At 62.2% G+C, this 23995-nt stretch carries 20 protein-coding genes; 8 read left to right on the top strand and 12 right to left on the bottom strand.

Translation table 11 applies throughout. The annotated features are described in order from the left end of the window. Positions 1 to 7 precede the first annotated feature (7 nt). Genes BM267_RS02835 through glgB form a run of 5 tightly spaced genes read left to right on the top strand, consistent with a single transcriptional unit; the run spans position 8 to position 9071 of the window. On the top strand, positions 8 to 727 hold the full coding sequence (locus tag BM267_RS02835; protein ID WP_036988665.1) for a DUF892 family protein: 720 nt from the start codon (positions 8 to 10) through the stop codon (positions 725 to 727). An 11-nt stretch (positions 728 to 738) separates the two neighbouring features. Further along, positions 739 to 1593: an SDR family oxidoreductase gene (locus BM267_RS02830; protein WP_036988667.1), complete on the top strand. Its 855-nt coding sequence runs from the start codon at positions 739 to 741 to the stop codon at positions 1591 to 1593. Then, a complete protein-coding gene (locus tag BM267_RS02825) occupies positions 1586 to 3562 on the top strand; it encodes an alpha-1,4-glucan--maltose-1-phosphate maltosyltransferase (protein WP_074777969.1) in 1977 nt (658 codons plus the stop codon). Before BM267_RS02830 ends, BM267_RS02825 begins: the two co-directional genes overlap by 8 nt. A 9-nt stretch (positions 3563 to 3571) precedes the next feature. Then, positions 3572 to 6913, top strand: coding sequence for a maltose alpha-D-glucosyltransferase (gene treS / locus BM267_RS02820; protein ID WP_074777971.1), 3342 nt, complete (start codon positions 3572 to 3574; stop codon positions 6911 to 6913). Beyond that, the gene (glgB, locus tag BM267_RS02815) at positions 6891 to 9071 is read left to right on the top strand and encodes a 1,4-alpha-glucan branching protein GlgB (RefSeq protein WP_074777973.1); all 2181 of its coding nucleotides are present in this window, start codon (positions 6891 to 6893) and stop codon (positions 9069 to 9071) included. Before treS ends, glgB begins: the two co-directional genes overlap by 23 nt. A gap of 158 nt (positions 9072 to 9229) precedes the next feature. Here the strand turns inward: glgB and holA are convergent, their stop codons facing one another. Genes holA through leuS form a run of 3 tightly spaced genes read right to left on the bottom strand, consistent with a single transcriptional unit; the run spans position 9230 to position 13442 of the window. After that, positions 9230 to 10267 (bottom strand): DNA polymerase III subunit delta, encoded by a 1038-nt coding sequence (holA, locus tag BM267_RS02810; RefSeq protein ID WP_036988677.1) that lies wholly within the window; start codon positions 10265 to 10267, stop codon positions 9230 to 9232. A 3-nt stretch (positions 10268 to 10270) separates the two neighbouring features. Next, on the bottom strand, positions 10271 to 10816 hold the full coding sequence (locus BM267_RS02805; protein WP_074777975.1) for an LPS-assembly lipoprotein LptE: 546 nt from the start codon (positions 10814 to 10816) through the stop codon (positions 10271 to 10273). A 19-nt stretch (positions 10817 to 10835) separates the two neighbouring features. Further along, a complete protein-coding gene (gene leuS / locus BM267_RS02800; RefSeq protein ID WP_074777977.1) occupies positions 10836 to 13442 on the bottom strand; it encodes a leucine--tRNA ligase in 2607 nt (868 codons plus the stop codon). Between the two features lie 242 nt (positions 13443 to 13684). Here leuS and BM267_RS16650 point away from each other — a divergent pair, with 242 nt between their 5' ends. Continuing rightward, positions 13685 to 13963, top strand: coding sequence for a hypothetical protein (locus BM267_RS16650; protein ID WP_036988679.1), 279 nt, complete (start codon positions 13685 to 13687; stop codon positions 13961 to 13963). Here the strand turns inward: BM267_RS16650 and lnt are convergent. The 5 genes from lnt to miaB form a co-directional block, all read right to left on the bottom strand. After that, positions 13913 to 15451 (bottom strand): apolipoprotein N-acyltransferase, encoded by a 1539-nt coding sequence (gene lnt / locus BM267_RS02795; protein WP_235818227.1) that lies wholly within the window; start codon positions 15449 to 15451, stop codon positions 13913 to 13915. The two genes, BM267_RS16650 and lnt, sit on opposite strands and share 51 nt — an antisense overlap. A 95-nt stretch (positions 15452 to 15546) precedes the next feature. Next, positions 15547 to 16386: an HlyC/CorC family transporter gene (locus BM267_RS02790; protein WP_036990042.1), complete on the bottom strand. Its 840-nt coding sequence runs from the start codon at positions 16384 to 16386 to the stop codon at positions 15547 to 15549. A gap of 14 nt (positions 16387 to 16400) precedes the next feature. Next, positions 16401 to 16859 carry an rRNA maturation RNase YbeY gene (ybeY, locus tag BM267_RS02785; protein WP_074777979.1) on the bottom strand — a complete coding sequence of 153 codons (459 nt, stop codon included), beginning with the start codon at positions 16857 to 16859 and terminating at the stop codon, positions 16401 to 16403. Continuing rightward, positions 16849 to 17871 carry a PhoH family protein gene (locus tag BM267_RS02780; RefSeq protein WP_036988682.1) on the bottom strand — a complete coding sequence of 341 codons (1023 nt, stop codon included), beginning with the start codon at positions 17869 to 17871 and terminating at the stop codon, positions 16849 to 16851. Before BM267_RS02780 ends, ybeY begins: the two co-directional genes overlap by 11 nt. Before the next feature lie 121 nt (positions 17872 to 17992). Next, positions 17993 to 19333, bottom strand: coding sequence for a tRNA (N6-isopentenyl adenosine(37)-C2)-methylthiotransferase MiaB (miaB, locus tag BM267_RS02775; RefSeq protein WP_074777981.1), 1341 nt, complete (start codon positions 19331 to 19333; stop codon positions 17993 to 17995). Between the two features lie 349 nt (positions 19334 to 19682). On the opposite strand from miaB, the gene BM267_RS02770 reads away from it, so the two are divergent. Further along, entirely contained in the window at positions 19683 to 20024 is a 342-nt protein-coding gene (locus tag BM267_RS02770; protein WP_044498275.1) for a DUF1820 family protein, read from the top strand. A 2-nt stretch (positions 20025 to 20026) separates the two neighbouring features. On the opposite strand, the gene BM267_RS02765 is transcribed toward BM267_RS02770, so the two are convergent. The 4 genes from BM267_RS02765 to BM267_RS02750 all read right to left on the bottom strand — a co-directional run bounded on the left by BM267_RS02765 (position 20027) and on the right by BM267_RS02750 (position 23448). After that, positions 20027 to 20611 carry a tetratricopeptide repeat protein gene (locus tag BM267_RS02765; RefSeq protein ID WP_083392376.1) on the bottom strand — a complete coding sequence of 195 codons (585 nt, stop codon included), beginning with the start codon at positions 20609 to 20611 and terminating at the stop codon, positions 20027 to 20029. Between the two features lie 121 nt (positions 20612 to 20732). Then, positions 20733 to 22013 carry a glutamate-1-semialdehyde 2,1-aminomutase gene (hemL, locus tag BM267_RS02760; protein ID WP_036988684.1) on the bottom strand — a complete coding sequence of 427 codons (1281 nt, stop codon included), beginning with the start codon at positions 22011 to 22013 and terminating at the stop codon, positions 20733 to 20735. Positions 22014 to 22024: 11 nt separating this feature from the next. Next, a complete protein-coding gene (gene thiE / locus BM267_RS02755; RefSeq protein WP_074777984.1) occupies positions 22025 to 22651 on the bottom strand; it encodes a thiamine phosphate synthase in 627 nt (208 codons plus the stop codon). Next, on the bottom strand, positions 22648 to 23448 hold the full coding sequence (locus BM267_RS02750) for a hydroxymethylpyrimidine/phosphomethylpyrimidine kinase (protein WP_074777986.1): 801 nt from the start codon (positions 23446 to 23448) through the stop codon (positions 22648 to 22650). Before BM267_RS02750 ends, thiE begins: the two co-directional genes overlap by 4 nt. 119 nt (positions 23449 to 23567) lie before the next feature. On the opposite strand from BM267_RS02750, the gene BM267_RS02745 reads away from it, so the two are divergent. Next, on the top strand, positions 23568 to 23990 hold the full coding sequence (locus BM267_RS02745; protein WP_036988688.1) for an Mpo1 family 2-hydroxy fatty acid dioxygenase: 423 nt from the start codon (positions 23568 to 23570) through the stop codon (positions 23988 to 23990). Positions 23991 to 23995 lie beyond the last annotated feature (5 nt).

The following is a 23995-nucleotide window of genomic DNA, read 5'->3' as shown; positions in this document are numbered from 1 at the left end:
CCTGACAATGAATAAAGCAGCCAAACTCGGACACAACTTCACCGGGGCCCAGATGTCACCCGAAGACACCCGCAAGATGGTGGAATACGTCGGTGAGCGGCCCGCCGACGTGCCGGGCGATGCCTCGACGCTGGCCCATGCCCGCGAGCAGATGAACCGCGAAGAGGGCGATGTCGGTTCGGTGCCGATTCCCGGGTCGGTCAAAGGCATGCTGAAAAGCACCTTCGACAAGATCCTGGGCAACGATCCGGAACTGCTGATCGACAAATTGGGCGAACGGCTGGCCTTCGAGCGCACCGGGGTACGTCTGTATGAGGCGTTGATTGCCAAGGCGGGTGCCTGCGAGACCGGCGCGGAGCTGATCCCGACGCTCAGGCAGATCCGCGATGATGAAGAGGCGCACATGTTCCTGCTGGTCGATGCTCTGGAATCCCTCGGCGCCGATCCAACGGCGCAGACGCCCTGCGCCGACCTCGCCGGGGTGGTCGGCTCGGGAGCGCTGAAGGTGATCACCGATCCGCGGACCAATCTGGCTCAGGCATTGAACGCCATGCTCACCATCGAATTGACTGACAACGCCGCCTGGGAGTTGCTGATCAAGCTGGCTGATGATGGCGGGCACGCCAATATCGGCAGCAGCTTCACCCATGCTCTGACTGAAGAACAGCGCCATCTCAATACCATCCGATCACTGCTGGCCCGCGAGCTGGGTGTGAGCGGACACTGAGGAGACCCGCCATGAACGATAAACAGACACCCCCTCCGCAGCATCAGGAGGAGCCCGGTTCCGAGGAGCAGATGCATCCGCAACCGGAATTCATTTCCGAGCACTATCGGTCAGGCGGCAAGTTGCAGGGCAAGGTGGCCGTGGTAACCGGTGCTGACAGCGGCATCGGCCGCGCGGTCGTGGTGCATTACGCACGGGAGGGCGCCAAGGTCGCCTTGCTCTATCTCGACTCCCATGAGGATGCACGCAAGACCGAGGATGAAATCCGCAAGGCCGGCGGCGAAGTTATCACCCTGGCTGGCGATGTGGCTGACGAAGGTTTCTGTCGCAAGGTCGTCGAGGAGGTGACCGGCAAGTGGGGGCGGATTGATGTGCTGGTCAACAATGCTGGCGAACAGCACCCTCAGGAGAAGCTTGAAGACATCACCGCGGACCAATGGCAGCAAACCTTCCGCACCAACATCTTCGGTATGTTTCTGCTGACCAAGGCCGCGCTGCCGCATATTCCCGAGGGTGGAGCAATCATCAACACTACCTCGATCACTGCCTACAAGGGCAACCCGGTGCTGATCGACTACTCCGCCACCAAGGGCGCGATCGTCAGCTTTACCCGTGCTCTGGCAATGAACCTCAGCAGTCGCGGTATTCGCGTCAATGGCGTCGCCCCGGGTCCCATCTGGACGCCGCTGATTCCCTCGACCTTCTCGGCGGAGCAGGTATCGGAGTTCGGCGGCAACACGCCTATGGGCCGCCCTGGGCAACCAGCGGAACTGGCCCCGGCCTATGTCTACCTGGCCTGTTCCGACTCTTCCTACATGAGCGGCCAGGTGTTGCACATCAATGGGGGCACGGTCCTCAATGGCTGAGCTGCTGACAGCCGAACAGGCTGTCAGCCTGCCGCGGATCGCTATCGAGTCGATTACACCGACCGTGGAACAGGGTCGCTACGCGGCCAAGGCCGTACAGGGTCGGCCCTTGATATTGTCTGCGGTGCTGGTATGCGACGGACACGGCAAGCTGGCGGCTGAGGTCATCTGGCGCCGGGCCGATGATCAGGCGGGATGGCAACGGCTGCCGCTGGCGCCGCGAGGTAATGACCTGTGGCAGGCTGAGCTGACCCCACGGCAGGCTGACAAGCTGCATTTTGCGATAGAAGCCTGGGTGGATGCCTGGGCTTCCTATTGCGATGAGCTTGGCAAGAAATACCAGGCGGGTGTGTCGGTGGAGCTGGAGCTGCAGGAGGGGGAGCGGCTGCTGCAGGACACCCTGGCACAGGCCGAGCCGGCCCACATCGATATGCTTCAGGAGCTATTGGTGGAATTGGCTGAAGCCCGCGACACCGATGCCCAGGTAACCCTGCTGCTGAGCCCCCATACCGGGCATATCATGCGGTTGGCCGGCCAACGCGTCCAGCTGGTACGCAGTGCCGAGTATCCGCTGGATGTTGAGCGTCCACTGGCGGAATTCGCCAGTTGGTACGAGCTGTTTCCACGCTCGCAGACCGAGGACATGAATCGCCATGGCACCTTCGATGACGTCATTCAGCGGTTGCCGGATATCGCCCGCATGGGGTTCGATGTGCTGTATTTTCCGCCAATCCATCCCATCGGGCTGACCCATCGGAAAGGGCCGAACAACAGTCTGCAGGCCGGCCCGAACGACCCCGGCAGTCCGTACGCCATCGGTAGCGAGGAGGGCGGCCACGATGCCCTGCATCCATTGCTGGGAGACCTGGAGGATTTCCATCGCTTGGTCACCGCGGCTCGGTCCCATGATCTGGAAGTGGCCCTGGATTTTGCCATCCAATGCTCGCCGGACCACCCCTGGTTGCGCGAGCACCCCGGCTGGTTCAACTGGCGCCCAGACGGCAGCATCCGCTATGCGGAGAACCCGCCGAAAAAATACGAAGATATCGTCAACGTCGAATTCTATGCCGAGGACGCAATGCCGGACCTGTGGCTGGCGTTGCGTGACGTGGTGCTGTTCTGGGTCGAGCAGGGGGTGACCCTGTTTCGGGTCGACAATCCACATACCAAGCCGCTGCCGTTTTGGGAGTGGCTGATTGCCGACATCCGCCAGCGGCATCCGGGGGTGATTTTCCTGGCCGAGGCCTTTACCCGGCCGGCAATGATGGCGCGGCTCGGCAAGATCGGCTTCAGCCAGAGCTACACCTACTTCACCTGGCGCAATACCAAGCAGGAGCTGGAAAGCTATTTCACCGAACTGAACCAGCCGCCCTGGCGCGATTGCTATCGGCCGAACTTCTTCGTCAACACGCCGGATATCAACCCGTACTTCCTGCAGCGCTCCGGGCGCGCCGGCTTTCTCATCCGCGCGGCCCTGGCGACCATGGGCTCGGGGTTGTGGGGCATGTATTCCGGGTTCGAGCTCTGCGAGGCGGAGCCGCTGCCCGGGCGCGAGGAGTACCTGGATTCGGAGAAGTACCAGCTGCGGCCACGCAATTGGCACGCACCGGGCAACATCATCGGTGAGATCGCCCGGCTCAACCGCATCCGCCGCAATAACCCGGCACTGCAGACTCACCTGGGCTTTCAGGCGTACCACGTCTGGAATGACAACATCCTGTACTTCGGCAAACGCACCGCGGATCTGTCGAACTTCATCCTGGTGGCCGTCTGCCTGGATCCGTTCAACGCCCAGGAAGCACACTTTGAACTGCCGCTGTGGGAGTTCGGTCTGAATGATGACGCCACCACCCATGGTGAGGACCTGATGAATGGCCATACCTGGTTATGGCACGGCAAGACCCAGTGGATGCGTATCGAACCCTGGTATCTGCCCTTTGGAATATGGCGTATCCGACCTGCGGCCTGAGGTGTGATCATGGCAAGACGAGCCCGAGCACGAGCCTTTCTCAACGACCCGTGCTGGTACAAGGATGCAATCATCTATCAGATTCACGTGAAGTCCTTCTTCGATGCCAACAACGATGGTATCGGTGATTTCGCGGGCCTGATCCAGAAGCTCGACTACATCGTCGATCTCGGCGTGAACACGCTCTGGCTGTTGCCTTTCTACCCTTCGCCCCGGCGCGATGACGGCTATGACATCGCCGATTACCGCGGGGTGCATTCGGACTACGGCAGCATGGCCGATGTGCGCCGCTTCATTCGCGAAGCGCACAAGCGCGGCCTGCGGGTGGTCACCGAGCTGGTGATCAACCATACCTCCGACCAGCATCCCTGGTTCCAGCGGGCGCGGCTGGCACCCAAGGGTTCGCAGGCACGCAACTTCTATGTCTGGTCCGATACCGATCAGATCTACCAGGGCACGCGCATCATCTTCCTCGATACCGAAACGTCCAACTGGACTTGGGACCCGGTCGCAGGCCAGTTCTTCTGGCATCGTTTCTACTCGCACCAGCCGGACCTGAATTTCGACAATCCCCAGGTGCTGCGGGCGGTGCTGTCGGTGATGCGCTTCTGGCTGGATATGGGGGTGGATGGCATGCGCCTGGACGCCATTCCCTATCTGATCGAACGCGACGGCACCAACAACGAGAACCTGCCGGAAACCCACCAGGTCCTGAAGAAAATTCGCGCCGAGCTGGATGCCAGCTATCCCGACCGCATGTTGCTGGCCGAAGCCAACCAGTGGCCCGAGGACACGCAGCTGTATTTTGGTGGCGAGGACGGCGGCCTGGGCGACGAATGCCATATGGCCTTCCATTTCCCGCTGATGCCGCGCATGTACATGGCCATCGCCCAGGAAGACCGTTTTCCGATCACCGATATCCTGCGCCAGACACCGGACATCCCGGACAACTGCCAGTGGGCGATCTTCCTGCGCAATCACGATGAACTGACGCTGGAGATGGTGACCGATCAGGAGCGCGACTACCTGTGGAACTACTATGCGGCGGACCGCCGTGCGCGCATCAACCTGGGCATTCGCCGGCGCCTGGCGCCGCTGGTGGAGCGTGACCGGCGGCGTATCGAACTGCTCAACAGCCTGCTGCTGTCCATGCCGGGCACGCCAACACTGTATTACGGTGACGAGATCGGCATGGGCGACAATATCTTCCTTGGCGACCGGGATGGCGTACGTACGCCGATGCAGTGGTCCACCGACCGCAACGGTGGCTTCTCCCGGGCCGACCCGGCCAGCATGGTGCTGCCGCCGATCATGGATCCGCTGTATGGCTACCAGACCGTTAACGTCGAATCCCAAGCCCGCGATGCCCATTCGCTGTTGAACTGGACCCGGCGCATGCTCACGGTCCGCAAGCAGCAGCAAGCTTTTGGCCGTGGCACGCTGAAGATGCTGGCGCCGGCCAACCGCAAGGTCATCGCCTATCTGCGCGAGTTCACCACCGAGGAGGGCCGCCACGAGATCATCCTGTGCGTCGCCAACCTGTCGCGGGCGGCCCAGGCTACTGAGCTGGATCTATCCGCCTGGGCCGGCAAGGTACCAGTGGAAATGCTGGGTGGCAGCAGCTTTCCACCGATCGGCCAGCTGCATTATCTGCTGACGCTGCCGCCCTATGGCTTCTACTGGTTCGTGTTGGCGGATGAAAGCCAGATGCCCAGCTGGCATATCGAGCCGGTGCAATCGCTGCCGGAGCTGGCAACCCTGGTCATCAAGCACGATATGGCTGACCTGCTGAAGGACGCCTGCCGTCGAGTGCTGGAGCGGGAAATCCTGCCCCAGTGGCTGGCCAAGCGCCGCTGGTTTTCCGGCTCGACCGACGCCGGTGAGCCAATTCGGCTGCGCTATGCGATCCCTTTCTGCGAACAGAGCGAGCCCTGCGTGCTTTGTGAGGTGACGGTGGGAGACGCGCACTACCAGTTGCCATTGGGCTATCTGCGCAATACCGATACACCGGACATGTTCGGCCAGACCGCTGCGGCCTTCGCGCTGGCGCGTTTGCGTCGCGGACCACGACTGGGACTGCTGACCGATGCCGCCATGTTGCCGGGTTTTACCCGCAAGGTGATCGACAATATGCGTCGCCATCAGGTGGTGCACGAGCAGGGCGTGGAGATCCGCTTCAGCGCCGGGGCAAAGCTTGCGCAGCAGGAGGAGCGGCCCGAGGAGGAAATCCTGCCGCTGGCAGTGGAACAGTCCAATACCTCAGTGCTCATCGGTGAGCGGATGATGTTGAAGATCATCCGCCGGGTGATGCCCGGCGTACACCCGGAAATCGAAATGGGCCGCTTTCTCACCGAACGTGAGTTTCCCGCGATCGCACCGTTGCTGGGCCAGGTGCAACGCATCGATGAAACCGGCGAGAGCCATACCCTGATGATTCTGCAGGGTTATGTGGACAGCCAGGGGGATGCCTGGCAATGGACTCGCGACACCCTGGAGCGGGCCATCCGTGATCAACTGGCGGGTGGGCTGTCAGAGCAGGAGAACCAGTACACGGCGTTGGCCGAATTGCAGGCCTTTGCCGGCACGTTGGGCCGGCGTCTGGGCGAAATGCACCTGTTGCTGGCTGACCCGCAGGGCGGCGAGGGCTTCGGTTTCGCAGTTGCCACCCAGGCTGACTGTGCTCAGTGGGGTGAACATATCGGCGAACAACTGCAGGGCGCGCTCAACGCCATCGATCAACATCGCGCGCAGCTCGACGCGGTGGCTGCCGAACAGGCCCAATGGTTGTTGGCGCGGCGTGGAGAACTGAGCGAGGCGGTGAAAGCGCTGGCGCAACGCTGTACTGGGGGCGTGCGCATCCGCGTGCACGGCGATCTGCACCTGGGGCAGGTGCTGGTAGTGCAGGGCGATGCCTGTTTCATCGATTTCGAGGGGGAGCCGACCCGCAGCCTGCCGCAGCGGCGTGAGCGTCAGAGCCCCATGAAGGACGTCACCGGCATGCTGCGCTCCTTCGATTACGCCGGAGCAATGGCGCTGCGAAGCATCCACGGCACCGATCAGTCGGAGCAGGCACAGCAGGCCCGACAACATATCTGCGCGGCCTACCGCGAGCAGGCCGCGCACGCCTTTCTGACATCTTATCTGGAGGTTGCCAGCGACCTGCCCCATACCTGGGCGGAGCAGGGCACCCGGGCGGCGTTGGCGCTGTTCAGTATCGAAAAGGCGGCCTATGAAGTGGATTACGAGGCCCGTTACCGGCCTGACTGGTTGGACGTGCCCTTGGGAGGATTGATTGGTTTATGCAAATCGATGATGGAGAACGGCCCTGATGAGCAACCGGATGAGCACTGACAATGGGGATATCCAGGCCCTGATCCGTGCCGAACACGGCAATCCCTTTGCCTTCCTCGGCCCCCATGATCAGGATGGCGTCGTCCAGGTGCGTACCTGGCAACCGGGTGCGCTGGAAGTCCAATTGCTGGATGAGGACGGACAACTGATCGGCCCCATGGACGAGCCTGTTCCGGGCCTGTTCACCAGAGCACTCGACCAGCGTCGCCGCTACCGCCTGCGCATCCATTGGAATGGTGGAGTGCAGGAAACAGAAGATCCCTATGCCTTCGGCCCGCAGCTGGGGGAGATGGATGTCTACCTGTTCGGTGAAGGCAACCATCGCCGTCTCGGTCAATGCTTCGGTGCCCAGCCATGGGTGGCCGATGGTGTGTCTGGTGTGCGTTTCGTGGTCTGGGCGCCGAATGCCCGGCGGGTGTCGGTGGTTGGCAATTTCAACAGCTGGGATGGCCGCCGGCACCCCATGCGGCTGCATCCAGGCGGCGGCATCTGGGAATTGTTTATTCCCCGGCTTGGCCCGGGTGAGGTCTACAAGTACGAAATCCTCGGCCAGGACGGACTCCTGCCACTGAAGGCCGATCCCGTCGCGCTGGCCACCGAGAAACCGCCGGCCACCGGTTCGGTGGTAGCTTCCGGGACGGATTTCCAGTGGGGTGACCAGCAGTGGATGGACGAACGGGCGGGGCGTCAGTCCAATACCAGACCGCTGGCGATTTACGAAGTGCATACCGGCTCCTGGCGGCAGACCAGTGAAGCCGGTGGTGAGCCGCTGGGTTGGGCAGAACTGGCCGAGCAGCTGATTCCCTATGTGCAGGATATGGGGTTTACCCACGTCGAATTGCTGCCGGTGATGGAGCACCCATTCGGCGGCTCCTGGGGGTATCAACCCCTGTCGCAGTTCGCTCCCACCGCCCGGCATGGTACGCCGGCGGACTTCGCCGGCTTCGTCGACGCCTGCCACCGGGCTGGCATCGGCGTCATTCTGGACTGGGTGCCGGCGCACTTTCCGGGGGACGCCCATGGGCTGGGGCTATTCGATGGCACCGCGCTCTACGAATATGCCCATCCCTTCGAGGGCTGGCATCCGGATTGGGACACCCACATCTACAACCTGGGGCGTACCGAGGTGCATGGCTTCATGCTGGCCTCGGCGCTGCACTGGCTGCGCGAATATCATGTCGATGGGCTACGGGTCGATGCGGTGGCGTCCATGCTGTACCGGGACTACTCACGCAAGAGCGGCGAATGGATACCCAACCGCCACGGCGGCCGGGAGAACCTGGAGGCCATCGAGTTCCTGCGACACCTGAATGATGTGGTCGCCACTGAAGCACCAGGCGCACTGGTGATCGCGGAGGAGTCCACCGCCTGGCCGGGCGTCAGCCAACCGACCCGGGAAGGTGGCCTGGGTTTTACCGGCAAGTGGAACATGGGCTGGATGCACGACACCCTCAATTACATCAAGGAAGATCCGCTGCACCGCCGGCATCATCATCAGCAGATCACCTTCGGGTTGTTATATGCCTTCACCGAGCATTTCATTCTGCCGATCTCCCATGACGAGGTGGTGCACGGCAAGGGCTCGTTGCTCGGCAAGATGCCCGGCGACCGTTGGCAGCAATTCGCCAACCTGCGGTTGTATCTTTCCTTCATGTGGAGCCACCCGGGCAAGAAACTGCTGTTCATGGGCTGCGAGTTCGGCCAGTGGCGCGAATGGAGCCATGATGCGCAGCTGGACTGGTATCTGCTCAGCTATGACGACCATCGTGGCGTACACGATCTGGTGCGGGAGCTGAATCGGCTGTATACCGAGCAACCGGCATTGCACCAGCGTGACCACAGTGCCGACGGGTTCCAATGGTTGATCGGTGACGACAGCAGCAACAGCGTTTATGCCTGGCTACGGCGGGGCGAGGACGGAGCCATGGTGCTGGTGGTGCACAACTTCACCCCGGTGCTGCGCAGCGACTATCGGGTCGGTGTGCCCGAAGCAGGGGGCTGGCAAATACTGTTGAACAGTGATGACCATGCTTTCGCCGGCTCGGGTGCGGGCAGCAAGGGAGAAGTGTGGACCGAGGAGCGCGACAGCCACGGTCAGCCCTGTTCCCTGCGCCTGGACCTGCCGCCACTGGGGACGTTGATTCTGGCGCGGCCTTGAGCTGTTCTGGTAACCCTTTGGTCGAGCTGGTGCTCGACCGTCCCAGGAGGCTGGCGGGAAAGGCTTTGCGGCCAAGGCCGCTCTCACAAATTGAACGACCCCAAAGTTGATGGGTGTGGGGCAGCAGGGCTTGAGGTTTGCGGGCTGGGCTCTGGATATCAGCCTGCAGCCAGGGACAGACGAGTGCCGGCAGCTTGCACCACGATCAGCGCCAGGCTGTCCCAGGGTGAGCCGGGGCTTTGGCCCTTGATCTGTTCATCGGCTTGCTGGGCCAGGCGCAGCAGACGTTCCCAGACAGTCACCGGATGGCGTTGCAAGGCCCTGGAGAGCAGCGGCTTGCGCTTGTCCCATACCGGCGGGCGCTGGCTGGCAAAGACCTTGTCCTGGGGGATGCCCCGGGCAAGATCGTGGGCCATGTTGTGCAGGCTGCGCAGCTCGCGGCTGACCGCCCAGAGCACCACCGGCGCTTCCACACCTTCACCCTTTAGCCCATGCAGTATGCGCAGGCCATGCTGGGGTTCACCCTGGAGCAAAGCATCGGTGAGGTTGAAGACGTCGAAACGGGCACTGTCGGCGACCACCTGCTGCACTGTCTGCAGATCCAGCTGACCGCTGTCGCAAAACAGCTTGAGTTTCTCGATCTCCTGAGCGGCAGCCAGCAGGTTGCCTTCGACCCGGGCGCTGAGCAGATCCAGTGCTTCGGGCGTGGCGTGAAGCCCGGCAGCGGCCAGGCGGTCGCGCATCCAGCCCGGCAACTGCTGTGCTTCCACCGGCCAGATCTGCAGGAAGCGGCTGTGCTCATGTTCGATCAGCCCTTTGGCCCACTTGCTGCGCTGGGTACTGCCATCCAGCTTGGGCAGGGTCACCAGCAGGGTGGTATCCGGCGGTGGATTATCCAGCCACGCCAGCAGCGCCTTGCCACCCTCGTCGCCGGGTTTGCCACCGGGGATGCGCAGCTCTACCAGCCGTTGCTGGGCGAACAGTGACAGGCTGTGACTGGCGTCATGCAGCTGACCCCATTCAAAGCTGCGGTCCACATGGAATACCAGCCGCTCCTCACTGCCGGCATCACGGCAGGCCTGGCGGATCAGATCTGCCGCTTCCCCGGTGAGCAGCGGGTCATCCCCACTGACGACATAGACCGGCGCCAGGCCGTCGCCAAGCTGGCGCTGCAGCTGGGTCGCGTTGAGTTTCACGACTCAGGGAGCCTGCTGGTCGAGCTTCTGTTCGCGGGCCGCGAGGTCGCTGGCGGAAATGCTCGACAGGCGGAACATCAACTGACGGGTCAGGTCCTGACGCATTTCGCGGTGCAACAGGGCTTCCTCTTCGCTGGTGCCGATCAGGTTATCCTTGTCGTTGACGTAAACCCGATAGGTGGTGAAGGTCTCCGGCCCGATCAGGGGACGGCCCTGGCGGTCGCTGATCTGGAAGGTCAGTTCGCTGGTCAGCTCGTACTCGGCCGGGGTTGCCCGGTAGGTATAGGTGACCGCGCGGCGTTCCTGGTTCTCATTCAGCAACTGCAGGTGATAGGGCGCCGAGCTGCGCACGTACACCCCGTTGACCTGCAATGCTTCCAGCACGCTCTGGTAGGTAGGACCATAACTGTTGCGGGCGGTGACGTTCAGTTCTTCCAGCTTGACGTTATCGACCCCGGTACCGCGCAGGTGGAAGCCGCAGGCGCTGAGCAGCAGGCTGGCGCCGAGTACCGCACAGCTCAGCAGATGACGTGGACGTTGCAGTGGCATGCCGATTCTCCGTTGCGTATCAGTTGGCGACAATATTGACCAGCTTGCCCGGCACCACAATCACCTTGCGGATGCTCAGACCTTCAGTAAAGCGCAGCACGTTTTCATTGGCGCGGGCAGCAGCTTCCACTGCTTCGCGACTGGCATCGGCTGGCACCTGGATATGGCCACGCAGCTTGCCATTGACCTGGATGACCAGCTCAAGGCTGTCCTGCACCAGGGCGCTTTCGTCCAGCACTGGCCAGGGTGCGTCGATCACCGGTGTCTGCTGGCCCAATGCCTGCCACAGCGCATGGCTGATATGCGGGACGATGGGTGCCAACAGCAAGGTGACGGTTTCCAGACCTTCCTGCAGTACCGCGCGATCCTGGTCCTCGGCCTGTGGTGCTTTTTCCAGCACGTTCATCAGCGTCATCACCGCGGCGATAGCAGTATTGAACTTGTGATGCTGGCCGATATCCTGACTGGCCTGACGGATGGCCAGGTGGGTGGCACGGCGCACGTCTTTCTGGGCGTCGGTCAGGTTGTCGACGCTCAACGCGGCGGGCCGGCCGCTACCGACATGCTGCTGGGCCAGGCGCCAGACACGACGCAGGAAGCGTTGGGCGCCTTCGACGCCGGAGTCGGACCATTCCAGGCTCATGTCCGGCGGCGAGGCGAACATCATGAACAGCCGGCAGGTGTCCGCGCCGTACTGGTCGATCATCGCCTGAGGGTCCACGCCGTTGTTCTTCGACTTGGACATCTTCTCGGTACCGCCGATTTCCACCGGCTCTCCGTCGCTGGCCAGGTGGGCACGGACGACCTTGCCCTTGGCATCGCGTTCGACTTCGACATCAGCGGGGTTGAACCAGGTTCTGGCGCCCTTGGCATCGATCCGGTAGTAGGTATCGGCCAATACCATGCCCTGGGTCAGCAGGTCCTTGAACGGCTCGTCCGAGTCGACCAGGCCCTCGTCACGCATGAGCTTGTGGAAGAAACGCGCATATAGCAGGTGCAGGATGGCGTGTTCGATACCACCGATATACTGATCCACTGGCAGCCAGTGGTTGGCTGCGGCCGGGTCGACCATGCCCTTGTCGTAGTGCGGGCTGGCGTAGCGGGCGAAGTACCAGGAGCTTTCGACGAAGGTATCCATGGTGTCGGTTTCGCGCCGTGCCGGCTGGTTGCAGCGTGGGCAGGTGCATTCATAGAACTCGGGCATCCGGGCCAACGGGCTGCCGGCGCCGTCAGGCACTACGTCTTCGGGCAGCACCACGGGCAGCTGGTCGTCCGGCACCGGAACGTCACCGCAGTTGGAGCAGTGGATGATCGGGATCGGGCAACCCCAATAGCGCTGACGGCTGATGCCCCAGTCGCGCAGGCGGAACTGGGTGCGCGGCGCGCCCAGTTCCTTCTGCTTGAGCACTTCACCGATGGCGGTGAAGGCGCTGTCGAAATCCAGGCCGTCGAATTCCTCGGAATTGATCAGCATGCCCTTTTCACCGTAGGCGTCCTGCCAGGGCTCTGGCGTGGTGTCGCCAGCCGAGGTGCGGATAACCGGCTTGATTGGCAGGTGATACTGGGTGGCGAATGCAAAGTCGCGCTCGTCGTGGGCCGGTACGGCCATGACCGCGCCTTCGCCGTAGCCCATGAGGACGTAGTTGGCGATCCATACCGGCAGTTTTTCGCCGGTCAGCGGATGCTCGACGAACAGGCTGGTGGCGCGGCCCTGTTTTTCCTGGGTGGCTATGTCGGCTTCGGAAACGCCGCCGCGCTTGCACTCATCGATGAATGCAAGCAGCGATGGGTCGGTTTCGGCGGCCTGGGCGGCCAGCGGGTGTTCGGCGGCCACGGCCACATAGGTGGCGCCCATCAGGGTATCGGGGCGGGTAGTGAACACCTTGAGCTTGCCGGCGTGGCCGATGGAGGCCTGGTCGTAGGGGAAATGCACTTCCATGCCTACCGACTTGCCGATCCAGTTGCGCTGCATGGTCTTGACCTGCTCTGGCCAACCGGTGAGGTTATCCAGCGAGCTGAGCAGCTCTTCCGCGTAATCGGTGATGCGGAAATAGTACATCGGGATCTCGCGCTTCTCGATCAGCGCGCCACTGCGCCAGCCGCGGCCGTCGATGACCTGCTCGTTGGCCAGTACGGTCTGGTCGACCGGGTCCCAGTTGACGGTGCCGTTCTTGCGGTAGATCACGCCTTTCTCGAACAGCCGGGTGAACAGCCATTGCTCCCAGCGGTAGTACTCGGGGGTGCAGGTAGCGAATTCGCGGGACCAGTCGACTGCCAGCCCCAGGCTTTTCAGCTGGTTGCGCATGTAGTCGATATTGGAATAGGTCCAGGCGGCGGGGGCGACCTTGTTGTTCATCGCCGCGTTTTCCGCTGGCATGCCGAAGGCGTCCCAGCCCATTGGCTGCAGTACATTCTTGCCCTGCATACGCTGATAGCGGGCAATCACGTCACCGATGGTGTAGTTGCGCACGTGACCCATGTGTAGCTTGCCGCTCGGGTACGGAAACATCGACAGGCAGTAGTAGGTCTCGCGGCCCGGGGTCTCCTCCACCTTGAAGGCGTCGGTTTGATCCCAGGCGGTCTGGGCGGCGTGTTCGATATCGCGGGGAGAATACTGTTCTTGCATGGGCGTGGACTGTATGTCGACTCGTATGTCAGGGGAAAAAAGGAATGAGGCAGGATACACCACCGGGCCCGGCACAGGTAGGGGCTGTTGCGTCAGGTGGCCGCACGGCGGGAAGGAAAAGGCTGTCGGCCCTCAGCTACTGCCATTCGTCGCCGCTGCCGGGAGAAATCAGATGTCGGGTCTATGCTGAGGGCAAAGGATGTCCAGCTGTTCTGGGCAGTCATATTTTAGGGAGAAAACACATGAAACATGTGCAGCGGGAGATTCCAGCTGGTAGTCACGATTCCTCGTACGGACGGTTGTTGCGCCGCCTTGATCAGGCTCTCGATGTCGCGCGCACTCGGCAATGGATGGCTGGTCAGCCCTGCGTGCCGACCGAGCTGGAAGTCTATGGCCTGACCCAACAGGACATGCAGCTGCTGCGGCAGATCCTCGGTACCATGCAGCTTGATCGCCTGGCGGCATCGCCCTCAGTGCTTGCGGCGAGCGAGCATGCACACCAGGAGAGCCGCCACCACTAACGTCCCCAGAGGCCAGCTGCCCCAGCGCAACCAGGGAGTGAGTCCTTCGCGGGGCTGTACATAACCGTGCAGGGCGGCCTGGGTGAATTGTGGTATCCGGGCGGTGATGTCTCCCCGGTGGTCGATCAGTGCGGTGACGCCGTTGTTGGTGCCGCGGATCATCCAGCGCCCACTCTCGATGGCGCGCATGCGGGCCATCTGCAGATGCTGTAGCGGGCCGATGGACTCGCCGAACCAGCTATCGTTGCTGATGCTGATCAGCAGCTCGCTCTGAGCAGCCAGACGGGCGGCGAAATCGGGATAAACGGTTTCATAGCAGATCATCGGTGCCAGCCGATGACCGGCGGCCTCCAGAGGCGCCTGCTGTTGTGGGCCCCGGGAGAAATTCGACATGGGCAGGTCGAAGAACGCGATCAGCCCGCGCAGTACGTCTTCCAGTGGCACATACTCGCCGAAGGGCACCAGCTTGTGTTTCAGGTAATGGTTGGGCTGCTCGCCGGCGACCATGATGCCGTTGTAAATGCGTCGTTCGCCGTGAGCGTCGGTCTCGTCCACCGGAATCCCAGTGATCAGGGTGCTGCCCTGCTGCGCCAGATTGGCGGCCATGCCCTGAACGAAGGGCATGGCACTGCTGCTGAGTACGGGCACGGCGGTTTCCGGCCAGATGATCAGGTCGGCGCGCTGGGCGTAGCTCATGTCCCGGTAGGTAGCCAGGGTATAGTCGATGTGCGCCGGGTCCCACTTGCGGGACTGTTCGATGTCGGCCTGGATCAGCGCCACCGACAGTGGCGTGCCGGCTGGCCGGGTCCACTGTACCTGGGTGAGCAGGGCGCCGCCGCCCCAGATGGCGATCAACAGTACGGCTGCCGGCAATCCCTGGCGGGGCTTTCGCCAGAACCGCCCTTCGCTGAGCAGACAGGCAGTGAACACACTGAGAAAACTGAGCAGCCAGACGCCACCCAGCGGGGCCCAGCCGGCTAGCCAGGTATCGGTATGGGCATAACCTTGATAGAGCCAGGGGAAGCCGGTAAGAAACCAGCTACGGAAAAATTCCTGTGCCACCCACAGCGCAGCGAAACCGGTCGCAGCCAGCCAGAGACCCTTTTCAGGCCGCAGCCAGCGCGCCCATAGCCAGGCGGCGGTTGCCGGAATCAATGCCAACCCGGCAACCAGCCCGCCGGTCAGCAACGCCGCCAGTGCCGGTGGTGCATAACCGTGCACGTGAATGCTGACATAGACCCAGGATATACCGCTGAGAAACAGACCCAGCCCCCAGCACCAGCCTCGCCACAGGGCTTGCCGTCCGGTCAGCTCATGCAGGCCCTGATAGAGCAGGGCGGCCGACAGCAGACCCAGCGGCCAGATGTCAAAGGGGGTGAACGACAGGGTAGTCAACACCCCGGCGAGCAGGGCAAGCAGGTCGCCGCGCCAGCCGGGCGCGCGCAGGGTAACAAGCAATTTATCCAGCAGTAGCATGGCGACTCTCATCAAACATCCATTTTATCCGCCCTACAGATGGCCTTGTGAGTGGCGGTTTTGTGGGAGCGGGCTTGTCCGCTCCCACAAGTATGCTCGCTTCAACGTCAGGGCTGAATCAGGCTGACTCGCAGAAGGTGGACGCGACGGCTGTCGGCATTGAGAATGCGCACGCGGAAGCCATCCAGTTCGACGATCTCGTTGCGCTTGGGCAGATGCCCGAAGGCGTTCATCACCAGCCCGCCGAAGGTATCGAACTCTTCGTCGGAAAAACCGGTGCTGAAGTGATCATTGAACTCTTCGATCGGCGTCAGGCCCTTGACCAGGAAGTCGCCGGTGGGCAGCTCCTTGATGTAATCCTCATCATCGATATCGTGTTCATCCTCGATATCGCCAACGATCTGTTCCAGTACGTCTTCGATGGTGATCAGTCCGGACACGCCGCCATATTCATCAATCACCACGGCCATGTGATTGTGGGTCGAGCGGAACTCCTTGAGCAACACGTTGAGCCGCTTGGACTCGGGCACGCAGGTGGCCGGACGCAGGACGTCCTTGATATTGAACCGATCGGTGTTCTCTTCCAGCAGCAGCGGCAGCAGGTCCTTGGCCAGCAGGATACCGAGCACATCGTCGATGCTTTCGCCGATGACGGGGAAGCGGGAATGAGCTGCCTCGATCACCGAGGGCAGGAACTCGCGAGGTGTCTGGGCGGCCTTGATGGTGGTCATCTGCGAGCGCGGGATCATGATGTCGCGCACCTGCATGTCGGCGACCTGCAGTGCGCCCTCGATGATCGCCAGCGCTTCGATATCGAGAACTTCATTGCGCTGCGCTTCACGCAGCAGCTCGAGCAGTTCCTGACGGTTGCGGGGTTCATGGACAAAAGCCTGGGTCAGTCTCTCCAGCCAGGACTTATGTCCGTTGCTCGATCGATCTTCGCTCATGGGGTCGTTACTCATCACTCGTCGGTTTCAAGATAGGGATCGGCGATACCCAGTTCGGCCAGCAGCTGGCGTTCCAGCGCCTCCATTGCCTCGGCTTCGTCGTCCTCGATATGGTCGTGGCCCAGCAGGTGCAGACAGCCATGGATAACCATATGCGCCCAGTGTGCGGCAGCTGGCTTGCCCTGTTCGGCGGCCTCGCGATTGACTACCGGAACGCAGATGACCAGGTCGCCCAGCAGCGGGATATCCAGTTCGGGAGGCAGATCGGCGGGGAAGGACAGCACGTTGGTGGGATAGTCCTTGTGCCGATACTCGTTGTTCAGGGTCTGGCTTTCCTCGGCATCGACCAGGCGGATGGTCAGTTCCTGACCCGGCTTGTTCCGCAAGGCCAGGGCGGCCCAGCGGATCAGGCTGTCATCATCGGGTTGGCCGGGCGCATCGGTGGCCCTTTGTATGTCTACCTCAACGGTCATCGCGGCGCTCCTTGCGCTGCTGCTGTTCCTGCTCCTGGCGACTGTCGAAGCGGTCATAGGCTTCGACGATGCGCTGGACCAGGGGGTGGCGCACCACGTCCTTGGACTTGAAGTGGGTAAAGCCGATGCCTTTCACATCCTTGAGCACATCGATCACGTGAGTCAGGCCCGAGCGGGTGCCCCGCGGCAGGTCGACCTGGGTGATGTCACCGGTGATCACTGCGGTGGAGCCGAAGCCGATGCGCGTGAGGAACATCTTCATCTGTTCCAGCGTGGTGTTCTGGCTCTCATCGAGAATGATGAAGCTGTTGTTCAGTGTGCGGCCGCGCATATAGGCCAGTGGCGCGACTTCGATCACCTGCTTTTCGATCAGCTTGGCCACCTGTTCGAAGCCGAGCATTTCGTAGAGCGCGTCATACAGCGGGCGCAGATAGGGGTCGATCTTCTGCGACAGGTCGCCAGGCAGGAAGCCGAGCTTCTCACCGGCCTCTACCGCCGGGCGCACCAGCAGAATGCGGCGAATCTGCTCGCGTTCCAGCGCGTCCACCGCGCAGGCCACCGCCAGGTAGGTCTTGCCGGTACCGGCCGGGCCGATGCCGAAGTTGATGTCATGCTCCTGGATCGAGCGCACATAGGCCTGCTGATTTGGCCCGCGCGGCTGGATGGTCATGCGCTTGGTGCGCAGTACCACTGGCTTGTGGCCGTCGCTGTGCTGCAGCGATTCGCTGAGATTCTCCAGCCCGGACTCCTGCAGATACAAATGCACGGTATCCAGCGGTAGGTCCTTGTTGTCCCGCGTCTCGCGATACAGTTGGCGCAGGACCGCCTCGGCGGACCGCGTAATAGCAGGGTCGCCGATCAATTCGAAATGGTTACCGCGGTTGCGGACTTCGATGCCGAGGCGTTGTTCGATCAAGCGGAGGTTTTCATCAAATTGACCGCAGAGACTGGCGAAGCGCCGTGGGTCTACGGGCTCGATGCTGAAGCGATGGATAGTCAAGGGTACGTTCAAAATGGTCCGTTGGTGGCCGTGTGGCTATCAGGAAAAACACAGCATAGCGCGCAAACCGGGCTATGCAAAGATGGGCTTTCGGCCGCAGCCCGCGCGCAGCGGGCCGTGGCTCGATAGTGAATCACTGCACTGTTTCGTGCAGCAGGCTGCCGCGCAGGGAGTGGGGCAGGGCTTCGTCGATATGGACCTCGACGAACTGGCCGATCAGCAGCGGATTGGCGCAGCGGAAGTTGACGATACGGTTGTGCTCGGTGCGACCCTGGAGCATGCCCGGGTCCTTCTTCGAGTAGTCGGTAACCAGGATGCGCTGGGTGCTGCCGACCATGCGCCGGCTATTTTCGAAGCCCTGCTGGTTGAGGCGGGCCTGGAGAATCTGCAGGCGCTGTTTCTTGACCTCGACCGGGGTGTCGTCGGGCAGGTCGGACGCCGGGGTGCCGGGACGGGCGCTATAGATGAAGGAGTAGGAGAAGTCGAAACCGATCTCCTCCACCAGCTTCATGGTCTGCTCGAAGTCCCGATCGGTTTCACCGGGGAAGCCGATGATGAAGTCCGAGCTGAGGATGATATCCGGCACCGCGGCCTTGAGCTTGCGCACCCGGGACTTGTATTCCAGCGCGGTGTGGTTGCGCTTCATGCCCGCCAGGACCCGGTCGGAGCCGGATTGCACCGGCAGGTGCAGGTACTTGACCAGCTCCGGCACTTCCGCGTGGGCGCGAATCAGGCTGTCGGAAAACTCCAGCGGGTGCGAGGTGGTGTAGCGGATGCGGTCGATGCCGTCGATCTCGGCGACAACCCGGATCAGATCCGCCAGGTCGGCGATACCACCGTCATGGGTCTGGCCGCGATAGCCGTTGACGTTCTGCCCGAGCAGGGTTATTTCGCGCACGCCATTTTCGGCCCGGTGCACGCACTCGGCCAGCACGTCGTCGAACGGGCGGCTGACTTCTTCACCGCGGGTATAGGGCACCACGCAGAAGCTGCAGTACTTGCTGCACCCTTCCATGACCGATACGTAGGCGGTCGGGCCATCCACGCGAGGCTCGGGCAGGCGGTCGAACTTCTCGATTTCCGGGAAGGACACGTCGACCTGGGCGGTGCCGGTGCTGCGCGCCGCGTCGATCATCTCCGGCAGGCGATGCAGGGTCTGGGGACCGAACACCACGTCCACATAGGAGGCGCGGTCGCGGATCGCGGTGCCTTCCTGGCTGGCGACGCAGCCGCCGACACCGATGATCAGCTCGGGATTCTTTTCCTTGAGCGGCCGCCAGCGGCCCAGTTCGGAAAACACCTTTTCCTGGGCCTTCTCGCGAATCGAACAGGTGTTGAGCAGGATGACATCGGCCTCATCGGGGCTATCGGTCAGTTCCATTGCCTGGTGGTCGCCGAGCAGGTCTGCCATGCGCGAGCTGTCATACTCGTTCATCTGGCAGCCGTGGGTCTGGATAAAGAGTTTCTTTGCCATGGGGATGTGCGGGTGACTCGTGAAGAAAAACGGCGATTATACACGGATGGCGGGGACAATGTGATGGTGGCTGGTCGGAGGAAGCGGGGCTGCGGTGTGGATGAGTGGAGGATAGTCCGAGTAGGCAGCGGAGGCAGGCAGGGGCACTACAGAACTCGCACCCCGCCATCCATGGCGCTCGTCTACGGCCGTCCCTGGCCGCAGACGGTTCTGTAGTGCCCCTGCCTGCCTCCACTGCGGCTTGCTCGACATTGGCCGTACGGTTTTGCTGAGTATGCTATGATCCGCCACCTTTGGCCGGGTGTCCGGCCATCGTCAGTCCCATCCATGTTGTCCCTGTGTGAGTTTCATGAGCAAAGACAAGCAGCAACCCATCTTCCGGGTGATTTTCATCAATCAGGGCCAGGTATACGAACTGTATGCGCGGCAGATATTCCAGAGCGAGTTGTGGGGCTTTCTGGAGATCGAGGAGCTGGTGTTCGGCGAGCGTTCGCAGATGCTGGTCGATCCGGGTGAGGAAAAGCTCAAGAGCCAGTTCGAAGGCGTCAACCGCAGCTTCATTCCGCTGCAGGCCATAGTGCGCATCGACGAAGTCGAGCGGGTTGGTCAGGCCAAGATCAGCGAGGCCAAGGGCGGCAGCAATATCATGTCCTTCCCGATGCCGCCGGGGCCTGGGCCGAGTAATAACTGATCTTATGGGGCGACGGGAGCGCTGGTATCTGGCTGAAACTGGCGCAACTGTTCTTCCCGAATATGCCGTAGATAATTGCGAAATAGCGTGCCCAGTACCTGGGTAGCTGCGGCAATCTCCTCGGGGGGCATCTCCTCGGCCAGCAGATCACTGGCGTCCATCGCCGCGTCCTGACCATTGACCGCCGCCATCTTCAACATGATGTAAGCCTGCGGCAGGTTGCGCTCCACCCCTTCGCCGTTCATATGCATCAGGCCCAGGCGGTATTGGGCGTCCGGATGTCCCTGGATTGATGCTCGCTCATACCACTTCAGTGCCGCGCTCAGATCCCGCTCGGCGCGCTCGCCATGGTAGTACAGCTCACCCATCTCGAATTGCGCCTGCATATCGTCGGCCTCGGCCAGCTCCATGCAGTTTTCCAGGGCCAGGGCCAGGCTGTCGTCATCGACGCGGTTGAAGGCGCAACGCTCTTCGGTGCTGATCACCAATGGCGCCTGGGACTGGGTTTGGGCGAGGACGGCGGATGCGCCGCTGCCTGCTCCGGCCAGCATGCACAGGATGACGGTACGGCGAAAAACAGTGTTCATGGTCGACTGGCCCGCTGGCTAGGTAAGTGCATGGCGCCATTGTGCGCCGGATCGATGCTGGGGCCAACCACCAGAGCGGCTGGCGGCACCGATACCGGCGGCATTACCGAAGGCGCCCCGATCATAGGGTGGCGAATGCCCGCTCGGCGGCATCCAGGGTCAGCTGCAACTCGGTTTCGCCATGGGCGATGGAGGTGAAGCCGGCCTCGTAGGCGCTGGGGGCAAAATACACACCCTGTTCGAGCATCTTGTGGAAGAAGGTCTTGAAGCGCTCGGGATCGCTGGCCATCACGTCCTCGAAGGTCAGGATGTTGTCGGCGCCGCTGAAATACAGACCGAACATGCCCCCGGCCTGGGTGGTGACGAAGGGGATGCTGGCGGCATCGGCGCGGTCCTGTAGGCCCTGCAGCATGCGGCTGGTGTAGCTGGTCAGCTCGTCATGGAAGCCCGGGCGGCTGATCAGCTTCAGGGTAGTCAATCCTGCGGCCATGGCCAGCGGGTTGCCGGACAGGGTGCCGGCCTGGTAGACCGGGCCCAGCGGCGAGATGCATTCCATTATTTCGCGCTTGCCGCCAAAGGCGCCAACCGGCATGCCGCCGCCGACGATCTTGCCGAAGGTGGACAGGTCGGGAGTCACGCCGTAATGGGCCTGGGCGCCGCCGAGGGCAACGCGGAAGCCGGTCATCACCTCATCGAAGATCAGGACCACGCCATACTCGCTACATGCTTCGCGCAACCCTTCAAGGAAACCCGGTGCAGGTGGCACGCAGTTCATGTTGCCGGCCACGGGCTCGACGATGATGCAGGCGATATCCTCGGCCACACGGCTCAGGGTTTCGCGCACCGCGGCAATATCGTTGTAGGGCAGGGTGAGGGTGTGCTGGGCGAAGGCCGCCGGCACGCCCGGCGAGCTGGGCACGCCGAAGGTCAGTGCACCAGAGCCTGCCTTGACCAGCAGGCTGTCGGAGTGGCCGTGGTAGCAGCCCTCGAACTTGATGATGGTATCGCGGCCGGTATAACCACGGGCCAGGCGGATGGCGCTCATGGTCGCTTCGGTACCGGAACTGACCATGCGCACCATGTCCATCGACGGCACCATGGAGCAGACCAGCTCGGCCATCTCGGTTTCCATGGCGGTCGGAGCGCCATAGGACAGGCCGTGATCCAGCTGGCGGCGGACCGAGTCGAGTACGTCCGGGTGACTGTGACCGAGGATCATCGGGCCCCAGGAGCCGACATAGTCCACATAGCGCCGATCATCCTCGTCGATGATATAGGCGCCCTCGGCGTGCTTGATGAACAACGGTGTGCCGCCGACGCTGCGGAACGCGCGTACCGGCGAGTTGACGCCACCGGGGATGTGTTTCTGGGCACTGGCAAAAAGGGTTTCCGAGCGGGACATGGGCAATTCTCTCAACAAATTTTCAAGGCGGTGAATTCAAGGGCGCGGCGCCGGACCTCGGCGGCGGAGTCGGCGCCGAACAGACCGTGTACTACGGCAAGCAAGTCGGCACCGGCGTCATACAGTTGCCGGGCGTTATCAGCAGTGATGCCGCCGATGGCAATGATAGGTATAGCAAAGCGCTCCCGGGCTTCTCGCAGCAGACCGGTCGTCGCCGCAGGTGTGCCCGGCTTGGTGACGGAGGGAAAAAAGCGGCCGAAGGCGACATAACTGGCGCCGGCGGCCACCGCCTGTTCGGCGTATTCCAGGCTGGCATGGCAGGTGGCGCCGATCAGCGCATCGGGGCCGAGCTGCTGGCGGGCTTCGCGCAGGCTGCCGTCGTCCCTGCCCAGATGCACGCCTACCTGCAGCTGGCTGGCCAGCGCCAGGTCATCATTGATCAGCAAGTGAGCGTCATACTGACCGCACAGCTCCTTGAGCCGGGTCGCTTCTTCCAGACGGCGGACGGTATCGACACTCTTGTCCCGATACTGGACCAGACTGGCGCCGCCAGCCAGGGCCGCTTCTACATAGGGCAGCAGTTTGCCGTCAGTCAGCAGTGCGCTGTCGGTAATCGCATACAGGCCGCCCAGGCTCATTGGCAGAAGTCCAGCGGCAGGCGGCGTGGTACGTACTGGCCGTGGCCGGGCTGTTCCGCATCACGCAGGGTGCGCCAGGTGTAATCCAGAGCAGTTTTGACGGCGCTGACCAGCTCTTCGCCCAGCGCCAGACGGCCCGCGAGGGCGCTGGCCAGGGTGCAGCCGGAGCCATGATAGCTGCCGGGCAGGCGCGGGCAGGTGAAGGTATGAGTGCTGCCATCCCGGCAATACAACCGATTATGGATGTCCAGCTCATCGCCATGGCCGCCGGTGATCAGCAGGTTCTGGCAGCGTTGCAGCAGCTTGTCGGCACATTCATCGGCGGTGCCATTGGGCAACTCGGCGAGGATGCGTGCTTCGGGCAGGTTCGGAGTGACGATTCGGGCGATGGGCAGCAGCTTTTCACGCATGGCGTAGCCGACCTCATCCTTGCCCAGCGAGCCGCCACCGCCGGCGCGCAACACCGGGTCGCAGACCAGTGGCAGTTCGGGGTGCGCCTGCATGATCTCGACCACGGTGTCGACCATCTGGAGGTTGCCGAGCATACCCAGCTTGACGGCCGAGACCGGCATGTCATCAAGCACGGCCTTGGCCTGGGCCAGCACCCACTCGCGGTCGAGTACCCGGAAATCCATGACATCAACAGTGTTCTGCACGGTCAGTGCGGTCACCGCCGGCGCGGCGTGGCAACCCTGGGCGATCAGGGCTTCGATATCGGCCTGCAGGCCGGCACCACCACTGGGATCATGACCGGACAGGCAGAGTACTACGGGACGAAAAGGAGTAGGCGTATTCATGCGCTAAGCTTACCATCAGCGGGAGGGTATCGGTATGGTGGGTGGCCTGGGTTGTGGCATAGGCGGACCACTATCAATCAACCTTGGACTATAACAATAACCGGCGAGGGAAGCTGCTGATGAAGACGATCAATGAATGGTTTGAAGAGTATGGTGAAAGCCACCGTAATCCGGTCAACAAGCTGGTGCACTGGATCTGCGTGCCGCTGATCACCTTCAGTGTGCTGGGCCTGTTATGGGCTTTGCATCCTCTGGTCGCCGTCGGGCTGGTTGGCCTGGCGTTGGTGTTCTATGTGCTGCTGTCCTGGCAACTGGCAGCAGTGATGTTGATCCAGAGTGCGCTCATGTTGTGGATGCTGAGTCTGATGCCGCTGGTGTTCTGGCCCTGTGTGATCATCTTCGTGCTGGCCTGGATCGGGCAGTTCATCGGTCATCAGGTGGAAGGCAAGAAACCGTCCTTCTTCAAGGATGTGCAGTTTCTGCTGATCGGGCCGGCGTGGCTGATGGGCTTCGTATTTCGGCGGCTGGGCTGGCGGTACTGAGCTAT

Origin of the sequence: Halopseudomonas bauzanensis (genome assembly GCF_900114735.1) — a bacterium.
GTDB lineage: Bacteria > Pseudomonadota > Gammaproteobacteria > Pseudomonadales > Pseudomonadaceae > Halopseudomonas > Halopseudomonas bauzanensis.
The sequence above is the reverse complement of the archived record's forward strand: the minus strand, read 5'-3'. Positions and strand labels throughout refer to the sequence as shown.

What these genes read in the sequence shown, in the direction of transcription:
- BM267_RS02835 (WP_036988665.1), top strand. Translation starts at nt 8, where the DNA reads ATGAATAAAGCAGCCAAACTCGGACACAACTTCACCGGGGCCCAGATG.
- ybeY (WP_074777979.1), bottom strand. Translation starts at nt 16,859, where the DNA reads ATGACCGTTGAGGTAGACATACAAAGGGCCACCGATGCGCCCGGCCAA.
- leuS (WP_074777977.1), bottom strand. Translation starts at nt 13,442, where the DNA reads ATGCAAGAACAGTATTCTCCCCGCGATATCGAACACGCCGCCCAGACC.
- BM267_RS02770 (WP_044498275.1), top strand. Translation starts at nt 19,683, where the DNA reads ATGAGCAAAGACAAGCAGCAACCCATCTTCCGGGTGATTTTCATCAAT.
- lnt (WP_235818227.1), bottom strand. Translation starts at nt 15,451, where the DNA reads ATGAGAGTCGCCATGCTACTGCTGGATAAATTGCTTGTTACCCTGCGC.
- miaB (WP_074777981.1), bottom strand. Translation starts at nt 19,333, where the DNA reads ATGGCAAAGAAACTCTTTATCCAGACCCACGGCTGCCAGATGAACGAG.
- BM267_RS02745 (WP_036988688.1), top strand. Translation starts at nt 23,568, where the DNA reads ATGAAGACGATCAATGAATGGTTTGAAGAGTATGGTGAAAGCCACCGT.
- BM267_RS02765 (WP_083392376.1), bottom strand. Translation starts at nt 20,611, where the DNA reads ATGAACACTGTTTTTCGCCGTACCGTCATCCTGTGCATGCTGGCCGGA.
- BM267_RS02825 (WP_074777969.1), top strand. Translation starts at nt 1,586, where the DNA reads ATGGCTGAGCTGCTGACAGCCGAACAGGCTGTCAGCCTGCCGCGGATC.
- BM267_RS02805 (WP_074777975.1), bottom strand. Translation starts at nt 10,816, where the DNA reads ATGCCACTGCAACGTCCACGTCATCTGCTGAGCTGTGCGGTACTCGGC.
- hemL (WP_036988684.1), bottom strand. Translation starts at nt 22,013, where the DNA reads ATGTCCCGCTCGGAAACCCTTTTTGCCAGTGCCCAGAAACACATCCCC.
- BM267_RS02790 (WP_036990042.1), bottom strand. Translation starts at nt 16,386, where the DNA reads ATGAGCGAAGATCGATCGAGCAACGGACATAAGTCCTGGCTGGAGAGA.
- glgB (WP_074777973.1), top strand. Translation starts at nt 6,891, where the DNA reads ATGAGCAACCGGATGAGCACTGACAATGGGGATATCCAGGCCCTGATC.
- BM267_RS16650 (WP_036988679.1), top strand. Translation starts at nt 13,685, where the DNA reads ATGAAACATGTGCAGCGGGAGATTCCAGCTGGTAGTCACGATTCCTCG.
- thiE (WP_074777984.1), bottom strand. Translation starts at nt 22,651, where the DNA reads ATGAGCCTGGGCGGCCTGTATGCGATTACCGACAGCGCACTGCTGACT.
- BM267_RS02830 (WP_036988667.1), top strand. Translation starts at nt 739, where the DNA reads ATGAACGATAAACAGACACCCCCTCCGCAGCATCAGGAGGAGCCCGGT.
- BM267_RS02750 (WP_074777986.1), bottom strand. Translation starts at nt 23,448, where the DNA reads ATGAATACGCCTACTCCTTTTCGTCCCGTAGTACTCTGCCTGTCCGGT.
- treS (WP_074777971.1), top strand. Translation starts at nt 3,572, where the DNA reads ATGGCAAGACGAGCCCGAGCACGAGCCTTTCTCAACGACCCGTGCTGG.